This window comes from Mycolicibacter heraklionensis, from assembly GCF_019645815.1.
GTDB lineage: Bacteria > Actinomycetota > Actinomycetes > Mycobacteriales > Mycobacteriaceae > Mycobacterium > Mycobacterium heraklionense.
In genome coordinates, this window is record NZ_CP080997.1 from 1,697,437 (window position 1) to 1,710,539 (window position 13,103).

The 13,103-nt window shown below is 68.5% G+C and carries 11 protein-coding genes; 10 read left to right on the plus strand and 1 reads right to left on the minus strand.

Going from position 1 to position 13,103, the window contains the following annotated elements; all coding sequences use genetic code 11:
- Positions 1-69: 69 nt before the first annotated feature.
- The 10 genes from K3U94_RS08005 to K3U94_RS08050 all read left to right on the plus strand — a co-directional run bounded on the left by K3U94_RS08005 (position 70) and on the right by K3U94_RS08050 (position 12,452).
- Positions 70-2,721 carry a valine--tRNA ligase gene (locus tag K3U94_RS08005; RefSeq protein WP_220696160.1) on the plus strand — a complete coding sequence of 884 codons (2,652 nt, stop codon included), beginning with the start codon at positions 70-72 and terminating at the stop codon, positions 2,719-2,721.
- Positions 2,718-4,133, plus strand: a complete 1,416-nt coding sequence (gene folC / locus K3U94_RS08010; RefSeq protein ID WP_220696161.1) for a bifunctional tetrahydrofolate synthase/dihydrofolate synthase — start codon at positions 2,718-2,720, stop codon at positions 4,131-4,133. The genes K3U94_RS08005 and folC overlap by 4 nt, the downstream gene beginning before the upstream one ends.
- On the plus strand, positions 4,130-4,480 hold the full coding sequence (locus tag K3U94_RS08015; protein WP_047319932.1) for a DUF4233 domain-containing protein: 351 nt from the start codon (positions 4,130-4,132) through the stop codon (positions 4,478-4,480). Before folC ends, K3U94_RS08015 begins: the two co-directional genes overlap by 4 nt.
- Positions 4,481-4,566: 86 nt before the next feature.
- Positions 4,567-5,013, plus strand: coding sequence for a nucleoside-diphosphate kinase (gene ndk, locus K3U94_RS08020; protein ID WP_220696162.1), 447 nt, complete (start codon positions 4,567-4,569; stop codon positions 5,011-5,013).
- 295 nt (positions 5,014-5,308) lie between these two features.
- Complete coding sequence (gene rne, locus K3U94_RS08025; protein WP_220696163.1) at positions 5,309-8,233, plus strand: ribonuclease E; 2,925 nt, start codon at positions 5,309-5,311, stop codon at positions 8,231-8,233.
- Between the two features lie 152 nt (positions 8,234-8,385).
- The gene (rplU, locus tag K3U94_RS08030) at positions 8,386-8,697 is read left to right on the plus strand and encodes a 50S ribosomal protein L21 (RefSeq protein WP_024440773.1); all 312 of its coding nucleotides are present in this window, start codon (positions 8,386-8,388) and stop codon (positions 8,695-8,697) included.
- A 17-nt stretch (positions 8,698-8,714) separates the two neighbouring features.
- Positions 8,715-8,975 carry a 50S ribosomal protein L27 gene (rpmA, locus tag K3U94_RS08035; RefSeq protein ID WP_024440772.1) on the plus strand — a complete coding sequence of 87 codons (261 nt, stop codon included), beginning with the start codon at positions 8,715-8,717 and terminating at the stop codon, positions 8,973-8,975.
- A gap of 48 nt (positions 8,976-9,023) precedes the next feature.
- Positions 9,024-10,469, plus strand: a complete 1,446-nt coding sequence (obgE, locus tag K3U94_RS08040) for a GTPase ObgE (protein ID WP_220696164.1) — start codon at positions 9,024-9,026, stop codon at positions 10,467-10,469.
- A complete protein-coding gene (proB, locus tag K3U94_RS08045) occupies positions 10,466-11,572 on the plus strand; it encodes a glutamate 5-kinase (RefSeq protein WP_047319936.1) in 1,107 nt (368 codons plus the stop codon). The genes obgE and proB overlap by 4 nt, the downstream gene beginning before the upstream one ends.
- 127 nt (positions 11,573-11,699) lie before the next feature.
- The gene (locus K3U94_RS08050; RefSeq protein WP_220696165.1) at positions 11,700-12,452 is read left to right on the plus strand and encodes a PE-PPE domain-containing protein; all 753 of its coding nucleotides are present in this window, start codon (positions 11,700-11,702) and stop codon (positions 12,450-12,452) included.
- Between the two features lie 6 nt (positions 12,453-12,458).
- Here the strand turns inward: K3U94_RS08050 and K3U94_RS08055 are convergent, their stop codons facing one another.
- Positions 12,459-13,094, minus strand: a complete 636-nt coding sequence (locus K3U94_RS08055) for a TetR/AcrR family transcriptional regulator (RefSeq protein ID WP_220696166.1) — start codon at positions 13,092-13,094, stop codon at positions 12,459-12,461.
- Between the last annotated feature and the right edge of the window lie 9 nt (positions 13,095-13,103).

The following is a 13,103-nucleotide window of genomic DNA, read 5'->3' on the forward strand; positions in this document are numbered from 1 at the left end:
AAAGCCCCCGAATCGAGCCGGATTCGGGGGCTTTCGCGACTGCTCGGCAGGCATTCCTAGAATTGACCGGTGACTGACACCCCCAACGCCGCCAACGCCGATGCCCTGCCCAAGTCATGGGAGCCGGGTGCGGTCGAGGACGCGATCTACCAGCGTTGGGTGGATGCCGGCTACTTCAGCGCCGACCCCACCAGCGATAAGCCCGGCTACTCGATCGTGCTGCCCCCGCCCAACGTCACCGGCAGCCTGCACATGGGACACGCGCTCGACCACACCCTGATGGACGTGTTGACCCGTCGGAAGCGAATGCAGGGCTACGAGGTGTTGTGGCTGCCGGGTATGGACCACGCCGGCATCGCCACCCAGAGCGTGGTGGAACGCCAGCTCGCCATTGACGGCAAGACCAAGGAAGACTTCGGCCGCGAACTGTTCATCGACAAGGTCTGGGACTGGAAGCGGGAGTCCGGCGGCACCATCGGGGGCCAGATGCGCCGGCTCGGCGACGGCGTGGACTGGAGTCGCGAACGGTTCACCATGGACGACGGCCTGTCCCGGGCGGTCCGCACCATATTCAAGCGGCTCTACGACGCGGGGCTGATCTACCAGGCCGAACGACTGGTCAACTGGTCGCCGGTGCTGGAGACCGCGATCAGCGACCTCGAGGTCAAATACGAGGACATCGAGGGCGAGCTGGTGTCGTTCCGGTACGGCTCGCTCGATGACTCCCAACCCCACATCGTGGTGGCCACCACCCGGCTGGAGACCATGCTCGGTGACACCGCGATCGCGGTGCACCCCGACGACGACCGGTACCGCGACCTGGTCGGGACCAGCTTGGCTCACCCGTTCCTGGACCGGGAGATCGCCGTGGTCGCCGACGCACACGTCGACCCCGAATTCGGCACCGGCGCCGTCAAAGTCACCCCCGCCCACGACCCCAACGACTTCGAGATCGGTCTGCGCCACCAGCTGGCAATGCCGACCATCCTGGACACCAAAGGCCGGATCACCGGCACCGGAACGCAGTTCGACGGCATGGACCGTTTCGAGGCGCGGGTCGCGGTGCGCGAGGCGCTGGCCGCCGAGGGGCGCATCGTCGCCGAGAAGCGGCCCTACCTGCACAGCGTCGGGCATTCCGAGCGCAGCGGCGAAGTCATCGAACCGCGGCTGTCCATGCAGTGGTGGGTCGACGTCTCCTCGCTGGCCAAGGCCGCCGGTGACGCGGTTCGCAACGGCGACACCGTCATCCACCCCACGAGCCTGGAGCCGCGCTGGTTCGCGTGGGTCGACGACATGCACGACTGGTGCATCTCCCGGCAGCTGTGGTGGGGGCACCGCATCCCGATCTGGCACGGGCCGAACGGCGAGAAGGTCTGCGTCGGCCCGGACGAGACCCCGCCGCAGGGCTGGGAGCAGGACCCCGACGTGCTGGACACCTGGTTCTCCTCGGCGTTGTGGCCGTTCTCCACGATGGGCTGGCCCGACGCCACACCGGAACTGGAGAAGTTCTATCCGACAAGCGTTTTGGTGACCGGCTACGACATCCTGTTCTTCTGGGTGGCCCGGATGATGATGTTCGGCACCTTCGTGGGCGGCGACGCCGCGCTGCCCGATGGCAAAGTTCCGTTCCGCAACGTGTTCCTGCACGGCCTGATCCGCGACGAGCACGGCCGCAAGATGAGCAAATCGCGCGGCAACGGCATCGACCCGCTGGACTGGGTGGAGATGTTCGGCGCCGACGCCCTGCGGTTCACCCTGGCCCGCGGCGCCAGCCCCGGCAGTGACCTGTCGATCGGCGAGGACCACGCCCGTGCGTCGCGCAACTTCGTCACCAAGCTGTTCAACGCGACCCGGTTCGCGCTGATGAACGGCGCGTCGCCGGCGCCGTTGCCGGCGCTCTCGGAGCTGACCGACGCCGACCGCTGGATTCTGGGGCGCCTGGAAGAGGTTCGCGCCGAAGTGGATTCGGCCTTCGAGGGCTATGAGTTCGGGCGAGCCTGCGAAGCGCTGTACCACTTCGCCTGGGATGAGTTCTGCGACTGGTACGTCGAGTTGGCCAAGACCCAGCTGGGGCAGGGGCTGAGCCACACCACCGCCGTGCTCGCGGCGGTGCTGGACACCCTGTTGCGGCTGTTGCACCCGGTGATCCCCTTCGTCACCGAAACCCTGTGGCAAGAGCTCACCGGCGCCGAGTCGCTGGTGATCGCGGACTGGCCGGCATCGTCGGGCATCGCGCTGGACCGGGTTGCCGCGCAACGGATCACCGACATGCAGAAGCTGGTGACCGAGGTGCGCCGGTTCCGCAGCGACCAGGGTCTGCGCGACCGGCAGAAGGTCCCGGCCCGGCTGACCGGCATCGACGACGCCGACCTGGCCACCCAGGTGGCAGCGGTGACCTCCCAGGCCTGGCTGACCGAGCCGGGGGAGGACTTCGCACCGTCGGCCACCGTCGAGGTGCGACTGGGCCCCACGGGCGGGGGAAGCACGGTCGTCGTCGAACTGGACACCTCCGGCACCGTCGACGTCGAAGCCGAGCGCCGTCGGCTGGAGAAGGACCTGGCCACCGCGCGCAAGGAGCTCGAGGCCACCTCGGCGAAACTGGGCAATGCGGCGTTCCTGGCCAAGGCGCCCGAAGCGGTGGTGGACAAGATCCGTGGGCGCCAGCAGTTGGCCGGCGACGAAGTGGAGCGGATCACCGCGCGGCTGGCAGGCCTGACGTGACCGATCAACCGATCGGCACCGACGAGCCCACCCCGGACGAGATCGCGGCGTTGCTCCAGGTCGAGCACCTGCTGGATCAGCGTTGGGGCGAAACCAAGATCGAACCCAGCCTGACCCGGATCAACGCCCTGCTGGAACTGCTCGGCTCACCGCAGCGCGGTTACCCGTCCATCCACGTCGCCGGCACCAACGGCAAGACCTCGGTGGTGCGGATGATCGATGCGTTGCTGACGGCGTTTTCTCGCCGTACCGGGCGCACCACCAGCCCGCACCTGCAGTCGGCGGTCGAGCGCATTGCGGTCGACGGCCAGCCGATCAGCCCGGCGCGGTACGTGGAGACCTACGCCGAGATCGAGCCCTTCGTGCAGATGGTCGACGCATCCTCGCAGGCTGACGGGGGCCCGGCCATGAGCAAGTTCGAGGTGCTCACCGGGATGGCGTTCGCGGCATTCGCCGATGCCCCGGTCGATGTCGCCATCGTCGAGGTCGGCATGGGTGGGCGCTGGGACGCCACCAACGTCGTCGAAGCCCCGGTCGCCGTCATCACCCCGATCGGCATCGACCACGTCGACTATCTCGGTGACGACATCGCCGGGATCGCCGCGGAGAAGGCCGGCATCATTCACCGCTCGTCGGAAGAACTGACCGACACCGTGGCAGTGATCGCCCGCCAGGCGCCCGAGGTGATGGAGGTGTTGCTGGCGCAGTCGGTGCGCGCCGACGCCGCGGTGGCGCGGGAGAACTCGGAGTTCGCGGTGCGCAGCCGCCAACTCGCGGTCGGCGGGCAGGTGCTGGAACTGCAGGGCCTGGGCGGGGTGTACTCCGACATCTTTCTGCCGCTGCACGGCGAGCACCAGGCGCACAACGCGGTGCTGGCGCTGGCGGCGGTGGAGGCGTTCTTCGGCGCCGGCGCCGAGCGCCAGCTCGATGTCGAGACCGTTCGGGCGGGCTTCGCCGCGGTACACAGCCCCGGCCGGCTGGAGCGGATGCGCAGCTCGCCCACGGTGTTCATCGACGCCGCGCACAACCCGGCCGGCGCCGCCGTGCTGGCCCAGGCCCTCGCCGAGGATTTCGACTTCCGGTATCTGGTCGGTGTGGTGAGCGTGCTGGGCGACAAGGACGTCGACGGCATCTTGGCGGCACTAGAGCCGGTGTTCGACCGAATTGTGGTGACCCATAACGGTTCTCCGCGGGCGCTGGACGTCGAGGCACTCACCGTCGCCGCAGCACGGTGGTTCGGTGACGACCGGGTGGTCACCACCGAAACGCTGGAAGATGCGATCGACACCGCCACGGCGTTGGTCGACGAATTCGACTCCGAAGGCGAAGCTTCGGGGGCGGGCATCGTGATCACCGGCTCGGTGGTCACCGCCGGCGCCGCTCGCTCCCTGTTCGGGAAGGACCCGGCATGACCGACCAGCCAGACGCCCCCGACCCGTGGCGGGGTTTTCGCGGCGTAATGGCCGCGACGCTGATACTCGAGTCCATCACGGTGCTGTTGGCTCTCCCGGTGGTCAGCGTCGTCGGGGGTGGCCTGACACCCTTCTCGCTGACGTATCTGCTCGGCCTGGCGCTGGTGTTGCTGCTGTTCGCCGGGATCCAGGGCCGCAGCTGGGCGATCTGGGCCAATCTGGCGCTGCAGTTGGTGCTGGTGGCCGGGTTCGTGGTGTACCCAGGCGTGGGCATCATGGGCCTGGTGTTCACCGCGGTGTGGGCGTTGATCGCCTATTTCCGTGCGGTGGTGTTGCGACGCTCGTGACGGAACCCGACGCCAGGGCCGGTACGCTGTCGCCCGTGCCGCTGGCGACGACGCAGGGCGGAACGATGGGACAGGAGCGGCGCTTCATGACTGAGCGGACTTTGGTGCTGATCAAGCCGGACGGCGTGAACCGTCGGCTGGTGGGCGAGATCATCAGCCGGATCGAGAAGAAGGGCCTGACGTTGGCGGCCCTGGAACTGCGGCCGGTGCAGCAGGCCGTGGCCCGGCAGCACTACGGCGAGCATGAGGGCAAGGCGTTTTTCGCTTCCCTGCTGGATTTCATCACCTCAGGTCCCGTGGTCGCCGCCGTGGTGGAAGGACCGCGCGCGATCGAGGCGTTCCGGCAGCTCGCCGGTGGCACCGACCCGGTGGCCAAGGCCATCCCGGGCACCATCCGCGGTGATTTCGGTCTGGAGACCCAGTTCAACCTGGTGCACGGCTCGGACTCACCGGAGTCGGCCGAGCGTGAGATCGCGCTGTGGTTCCCCGACTTGAAGTCATCGGCGCCGACGGCTCCGATGACACTGGCCTGACGTCGTAGTTAGTGCCTTTCGTCCGGCTCCTGTGGATTGTGTGGGATACTGACTAACGGGTGAACGTCACCGGACCGGTGTCCGACACCCGAATGAAGACTTCGGCGAGTGCGACGGTCGCGATATGTGATGCGGCGCCGATCGCCGGTCCTCATTCAGCCAGGCACCGAGTCGGTTCAACCCGAGCCCCTCGGAGCGAGACCACCACAAGCCCGGGGAAGTGAGCCGGGCCCATAACGAGAAGTCCTCGCGTGGCCGCGTCGCACGACGCGCCCGGGGGCTTGAGGAGACGTACGTGGCAGACCCCTCTCTTTTTAAAGGCCCCGATTCAGACGTATCAGCAGGGCCGAGCGAACACGAGGAGTTGCCCGATCGCCTGCGGGTGCACTCGCTGGCGCGGGTTCTGGGCACCACCAGCCGGCGGGTCCTGGATGCTCTGACCGAGCTGGATGGCCGGGCGCGCAGCGCGCACTCCAGCGTGGACCGTGTCGAGGCGGTGCGAGTCCGCGACCTGCTGGACTCGATCGCCGAACCCGCTGTCGCCGGGCTCTTCCAGGAGGCCGGCGAGGCAGCGGACGCTGGGGATGCCGGCGAGGTCCCCGACGAACCCGAGTCCCGGCTGCTGCTGGAGACGGCACCGGAGCCGGCCGTCGCGCGGGCTGACTACATGCCGTTGTTCGTCGCGCCGCAGCCGGTCGCCTTTGAGCGTGCGGTGCCTCGCGACGTCGACGTCGATACCGACGACGACTCGGACGACTATGGCGACGACGACCTCGGCGGTGCTGAGGCCGACGCCGAGACCGACGCCGACGACGAGAACGGAGACCGGCCCGCCAACCGGCGCCGCCGCCGCGGTCGCCGTGGCCGTGGCCGGGGCCGCGGGTCCGAGGGTGCTGCCGCCGAGGACGCCGACGACGAGACCGAGGACGACGACTCCGCCGCGGAATCGGACGAGGCCGCCGACGCCGACGACGCCGCCGACGAAGAGGGCGGTTCGGCCGAGGAGGCCGGCAACCGCCGTCGTCGCCGCCGCCGTCGGCGCAAGGCCGGGACCGGCGAGGACGACGACACCGGGTCGTCGGACGACCCGCCCAACACCGTCGTGCACGAACGGGCCCCGCGCGCCAAGACCAGCCGGTCTGCCAAGGCCGACCGGGGCACCGGCGACGACGAGATCCAGGGCATCACCGGCTCGACACGGCTGGAGGCCAAGCGGCAGCGTCGCCGCGACGGCCGCGACGCCGGGCGGCGTCGTCCGCCGATTTTGAGCGAGGCCGAGTTCCTGGCCCGCCGCGAGGCCGTCGAACGCCGCATGGTGGTCCGCGACCGGGTCCGGACCGAGCCGCCGCACCAGGGCGCGCGCTACACCCAGATCGCCGTGCTGGAAGACGGCGTGATGGTCGAGCACTTCGTGACCTCGGCCGCGTCGACGTCATTGGTGGGCAACGTCTACCTGGGCATCGTGCAGAACGTGCTGCCGTCGATGGAGGCCGCGTTCGTCGACATCGGCCGGGGCCGCAACGGCGTGCTGTACGCCGGTGAGGTGAACTGGGAGGCCGCCGGACTCGGTGGCGCCAACCGCAAGATCGAGCAGGCGCTCAAACCCGGCGACTACGTCGTGGTGCAGGTCAGCAAGGACCCCATCGGGCACAAGGGCGCCCGCCTGACCACGCAGGTCTCGCTGGCCGGCCGTTACCTGGTGTACGTGCCGGGTGCGTCGTCGACCGGGATCAGTCGCAAGCTGCCCGACACCGAGCGTCAGCGGCTCAAGGAGATCCTGCGCGAGGTGGTGCCCGCCGACGCCGGCGTGATCATCCGCACCGCGTCGGAGGGTGTCAAAGAAGAAGACATCCGCGCCGACGTGGAACGCCTGCAGGAACGCTGGAGCCAGATCGAGGCCACCGCGGCCGAGACCAAGGGGAAAGCGGCCGGGGCCGCGGTGGCGCTCTACGAAGAGCCCGACGTGCTGGTCAAGGTGATCCGGGACCTGTTCAACGAGGACTTCTCCGAGTTGGTGGTCTCCGGTGACGAGGCCTGGGCCACGATCAATGAGTACGTGGGCTCGGTGGCCCCCGAGCTGGTGCCGAAGCTGACCCGCTACCAGCCCCCCACAGGTCCGGAGGGCCAGGCCGGTCCGGACGTGTTCGCCGTGCACCGCATCGACGAGCAGCTGGCCAAGGCGCTGGACCGCAAGGTTTGGCTGCCCTCGGGCGGCACGCTGGTCATCGACCGGACCGAGGCGATGACGGTGGTCGACGTCAACACCGGCAAGTTCACCGGCTCCGGGGGCAACCTCGAGGAGACGGTGACCAAGAACAACCTGGAGGCCGCCGAGGAGATCGTGCGGCAGCTTCGCCTCCGTGACATCGGCGGCATCATCGTCATCGACTTCATCGACATGGTGCTGGAGTCCAACCGCGACCTGGTGCTGCGCCGGCTGACCGAGGCGCTGGGCCGCGACCGCACCCGCCACCAGGTTTCGGAGGTGACGTCGCTGGGTCTGGTACAGCTGACCCGCAAACGCCTGGGCACCGGGCTCATCGAGGCGTTCTCGACCTCGTGTCAACACTGCGCTGGGCGCGGCATCATGCTGCACGGCGACCCGGTGGACTCGGCCGCGCCGGGACGCAAGTCTGAATCGGGCGGCAGCAGCACCAGCCGCCGCAGCAAGCGCTCGAAGAAGCCGAAGGTCGACGAGCCGGCGGTCGCCAAGGTTCCGGTGCACACGCCCGGTGACCACCCGATGTTCAAGGCGATGGCGGCGGCCAGCGACCGGCACGACGAGTCGGACGACGAGCACGAGACCGCACCCGACGCCGATGAGCTGTTGGTCGAGCAGGGCGCCGAAGGCGCCGAGGAGGCCGAGGGCACCGACGAGGTCGCTTCGGAGGACCTGGACTCCGACGAGGACCTCACCGACGCCGAGGACGACACAGACGACGAAGACGAAGACGTCGATGAGGAAGACGTCGACGACGAGGATGTCGACGACGAAGACGCCGACGACGAGGATGTCGACGAAGTCGATCTCGACGACGATGACGACGAGGACTTCGACGACGACCTGGATGTCATCGACGAGTCCGATGAAGAAGACTCCGACGATGCTGAGGACGCGGAGGACTCCGAGGACTTTGAGGAGCCCGAGGCGCCGGTCGCGGTGGTCGAGCGTCCGCGACGTCGGCGTGCGGCGGCCCGACCGGCCGGGCCACCGATCTAAGGCCGCGCCGGTTTGACCCCTTAGCCGCTGGTCACGTACCCTTGACCAGTTGTCGCCAGGCGGGAATAACCACAGCTCGGCGGACAGAACCCCAGACACCTGCGCAAGTCCCGATGGCGTGCGCGCCCGAGAAGCAGAGGTAGAAACCAACGATGGCGACGTACGCAATCGTCAAAACCGGCGGCAAGCAGTACAAGGTTGCCGTCGGTGACGTGCTCAAGGTCGAGAAGATCGAGTCCGAGCCGGGATCGTCGGTCTCGCTGCCGGTCGCGCTGGTCGTGGACGGTGCCACCGTCACCACCGACGCCGCCAAGCTGGCGAAGGTCGCCGTCACCGGCGAGATCCTGGAGCACACCAAGGGCCCCAAGATCCGCATCCACAAGTTCAAGAACAAGACCGGCTACCACAAGCGGCAGGGTCACCGTCAGCAGCTGACCGTGCTCAAGGTCACCGGAATCAAGTAGCAGCAGGAGGCAGCGAGATGGCACACAAAAAGGGCGCTTCCAGCTCACGTAACGGGCGCGACTCCAACGCCCAGCGGCTCGGGGTCAAGCGGTTCGGCGGCCAGGTCGTCAAGGCCGGCGAGATTTTGGTGCGGCAGCGCGGCACCCACTTCCACCCCGGCGTCAACGTCGGGCGCGGCGGCGACGACACCCTGTTCGCCACGGCACCCGGTGCGGTCGAGTTCGGTGTGAAGCGTGGCCGCAAGTTGATCAACATCGTGCCTGTCGCCCGCGACTAGTCGCCGGCGTAACTGGGCGCCTTTGGGCGCCGGATAGGTAGTAACGCCATGTCCCGGTTCGTCGACCGCGTTGTCATCCATGTGCGGGCCGGCGACGGGGGCAACGGCTGCGCCTCGATTCACCGGGAGAAGTTCAAGCCGCTCGGTGGTCCCGACGGTGGCAACGGCGGCCGCGGCGGCAGCGTCGTGCTGGTCGTCGACGCCGGAGTGCACACCCTGCTGGACTTTCACTTTCGGCCGCACATCGACGCGCCGTCCGGCAAACAGGGCCAGGGCAACAACAAGGACGGCGCGTTCGGCGCGGACCTGGAGATCAAAGTTCCCGACGGCACCGTCGTGCTCGACGAGCACGGGCGGCTGCTGGCCGACCTGGTAGGCACGGGTGCCCGCTTCGAGGCAGCCGCCGGCGGTCGCGGCGGGCTGGGCAATGCGGCGCTGGTGTCGCGCGCCCGCAAGGCGCCCGGCTTCGCGCTGCTGGGGGAGAAGGGCGAAACCCGCGACCTCACGCTGGAACTCAAGACCGTCGCCGACGTCGGGCTGATCGGATTCCCGTCCGCGGGCAAATCCGCACTGGTGTCGGTGATCTCGGCGGCCAAGCCGAAGATCGCCGACTACCCCTTCACCACGCTGGCGCCCAACCTGGGCGTGGTGTCGGCTGGCGAGAACACCTTCACCGCCGCTGACGTGCCCGGCCTCATCCCGGGTGCCTCGGCCGGCCGCGGACTGGGCTTGGACTTTCTGCGGCACATCGAACGCTGCGCGGTGCTGGTGCATGTCGTGGACTGTGCGACCGCCGAGCCGGGCCGTGACCCGCTCTCCGATATCGAAGCGATTGAAGCCGAACTGGCCGCCTATACCCCCACCATGCAAGGGGATTCGACGCTCGGCGACCTGGTCGACCGCCCGCGGGCGGTGGTGCTCAACAAGATCGACGTGCCGGAAGCGCGGGAGATGGCGGAGTTCGTCCGCGACGACATCGTGGCCGAGCGCGGCTGGCCGGTGTTCATGGTCTCGACGGTGAGCAGGGAAGGGCTGCGCCCGTTGACGTTTGCGCTGGCCGACATGGTGTCGGCGTATCGCGCGGCGCAGCCGGAGCCGGTGGCACGACGCCCGGTCATTCGTCCAGTACTTGCGGGTGAGACCGGGTTCAGCGTGGAGTCGGACGGCGAGGGCGGCTTCATCGTTCGGGGCACCCGTCCTGAGCGCTGGGTGCACCAGACCAACTTCGACAACGACGAAGCGGTCGGCTACCTGGGTGACCGGTTGGCGCGACTGGGGGTCGAGGACGAGCTGCTGCGGCGGGGAGCCAAACCGGGTTGCGCGGTGACGATCGGGGACATGACCTTCGACTGGGAGCCGGCCACGCCGGCCGGGGTGGACATGACGCTGTCCGGGCGGGGCACCGACAGCAGGTTGGAGCGCACCGACCGAGTGGGTGCCGCCGAGCGCAAGGTGGCGCGCAAGCAGCGCCGTGAGCATTCGGAGGACGAGTGACCGGCACTGGTGCGCGCGAGGCGATTCGGACCGCGCGCAGCGTCGTCGTCAAGATCGGCACCACCGCGCTGACCACGGAGACCGGCATGTTCGACGCGGCCCGGCTGGCCGGGCTCGCCGAGGCGATCGAAGCCCGGATGAAGGCCGGCTCGGACGTGGTGATCGTGTCTTCGGGGGCTATCGCCGCCGGCCTGGAGCCGCTCGGGTTGACCAAGCGGCCAACCGATCTGGCCACCAAACAGGCCGCCGCCAGTGTGGGGCAGGTGGCGTTGGTCAACGCGTGGAGTGCCGCCTTCGGCCGGTTCGGCCGCACCGTCGGGCAGGTGCTGCTGACCGCTCAGGACGTCTCGATGCGGGTGTCACACACCAACGCCGCCCGCACCCTGGACCGGCTGCGCGCACTGCACGCGGTGGCGATCGTCAACGAGAACGACACGGTGGCCACCAGCGAGATCCGGTTCGGCGACAACGACCGGCTCTCGGCACTGGTGGCGCATCTGGTGGGCGCCGACGCGCTGGTGCTGCTCTCCGACATCGACGGCCTTTATGACTCCGATCCGCGCAAGGGCCCGGCTCGCCTGGTCCCCGAGGTGTCGGGACCGGACGATCTCGCCGATGTGGTTGCCAGCGAGGGCAGTCACCTCGGTACCGGCGGCATGGTGTCGAAGCTGTCGTCGGCACTGTTGGCCGCCGACGCGGGCGTTCCGGTGTTGCTGGCCGCGGCCGGTGCGGCAGCCGCCGCACTGTCCGACGCATCGGTGGGCACCGTCTTCGCGCCCCGGGCGCAACGGTTGTCGGCGCGCAAGTTCTGGGTGCGCCACGCCGCCGACGCGGCCGGAACGCTGACGCTGGACGCCGGGGCCGTCGAGGCGGTGCTGGCTCGCCGACGCTCCCTGCTGCCGGCCGGGATCACCGCGGTCTCGGGCAGGTTCTACGGCGGCGACGTGGTCGAACTGTGTGGCCCGGACGGAGCCGTGGTGGCCCGCGGCGTGGTCGGTTACGACGCGGCGGAGCTGGACGCCATGATCGGCCATTCCACCGCCGAGCTGGCACCGGACGCGCGTCGGCCGGTTGTCCACGCCGACGACCTGGTCGCGGTGTAGTTCCCGCCCCTTCCCGTCCCTTCCCGTCCCTTCTCGCGAGCGTGCGGGTTTGCCCAGCGACACGCCGGTCGGGGGCGTACAACTACGCACGTTCGGGTGGTCGATACCAGCGATAGGGGGTTGACAGATGACCACGGTGTTCACCGTCGACGGGGCGGGCTGGAGCGGGTTTCTGCGGTTCATGTGCCGGGGCGCGGTCACCAAGGGCAAGACCGTCAAACGCGTCAAGTACCCCAACACCTACTTCGACGGCCTGCGCTACGTCTCAGCGGTCAAAGCGGTGGAACGTGGCGTGCAAGCCCTCGACGATATGCTGACCGCCCACTTCAACGCCTCACCCGATGCCGACGACGTCCTCGTCTATGGGGTGAGTATGGGGGCGCAGGTTGCCTGCAAGTGGTTGCGCGAGGAGGGGCCGACCTCCTCAGTCCCGACCGACAGGGTGTCGTTTCTACTGCTGGCCAATCCCGAACAGCCTTTTCATGGCATCTATCAGGCCGACCCGAAGCTGGTCACGTTCATGAAGCTGCCCGACTACGGTGGCGTCGGCGTGCCGGCGAACACCCGGTTCGCGGTGACCGACCTGTGTCGCCAATACGACGGCATGGCCGATTTTCCCAACCTGCCTGCCGCACAGGTCGACTCGTTGGCCGTCAGAAACGCTCTGCTGGGCCTGGTGACGATCCACAACAACTACTTCCGGCTCGACATCAACAGCGCTGAGAACATCCGCGTCCGCCGCGGCAACATCACCTACGTGTTGTCCCCGACGCGCATACCTCCGGCCTGCGGCCTGTCCGCACTGTTGCCCAGCCGGCTGAAAAGGAAGCGCAGCAGGATCGACGGCTCCTACGATCGCTCGGCTTGGAGCGGCCCGTAATCCGCGCTACTTCGCCGCAGTGCCGAGATACAGCGTCCCCCAAACGATCTCAGTCAGAGCGGTAGCGAGCTCGGAATCGTAATCGGTGTCGCGGACCGGCAGATTCTGCTGGCAGACCCGCTCCACCATCCAGGTGAGCGCACTCGCGGTGGCGTCGACCGGTAACTCGCGGCGAATGGAGCCGTCGGCCTGGCCGTCTTCGATGACTTGGGCCACCCGACCCGAGATGCCGGTCAGCAAGTCGCGGTAGGTGGCGCCCACCAGCGGGTCGTAGCCCGCCATCTCGCTCAGCGCGATCAGCAGCGGTTGATGCCGCCGATAGTTGGCGATGATCGCGGCCATCGCAGCGCGGACATCGTCGGGATCGCGGCGCTGCGCCACGCTCCACCAACGGTCGGCCCCCGAGGCGAGATCGCCGAACACCTGGCCGGCGAGCCGACGCAACAGATGGCCTTTGTCCTCGAAGTAGATGTAGAAGCTGGCGCGCGAAATGCCCGCCTCGGTGGCGAGCCGATCCACGCTGAGTTCGGTGAAGCTGGCGCCGGCGCTCATCAGTCGCTCGGTGGCGTCGAGCAGGCACCGCTCAATCTCCTCGCGCCGCTCCTGGCGGCTGGTCGGGGGCTTGCGGGTCACAGAAGCCACAGCGTCGAG

Bases quoted from the DNA above. Each gene is read 5' to 3' on its own strand.
- rpmA (WP_024440772.1), top strand. From the start codon at position 8,715: ATGGCACACAAAAAGGGCGCTTCCAGCTCACGTAACGGGCGCGACTCC.
- K3U94_RS08015 (WP_047319932.1), top strand. From the start codon at position 4,130: ATGACCGACCAGCCAGACGCCCCCGACCCGTGGCGGGGTTTTCGCGGC.
- ndk (WP_220696162.1), top strand. From the start codon at position 4,567: ATGACTGAGCGGACTTTGGTGCTGATCAAGCCGGACGGCGTGAACCGT.
- K3U94_RS08050 (WP_220696165.1), top strand. From the start codon at position 11,700: ATGACCACGGTGTTCACCGTCGACGGGGCGGGCTGGAGCGGGTTTCTG.
- rplU (WP_024440773.1), top strand. From the start codon at position 8,386: ATGGCGACGTACGCAATCGTCAAAACCGGCGGCAAGCAGTACAAGGTT.
- obgE (WP_220696164.1), top strand. From the start codon at position 9,024: ATGTCCCGGTTCGTCGACCGCGTTGTCATCCATGTGCGGGCCGGCGAC.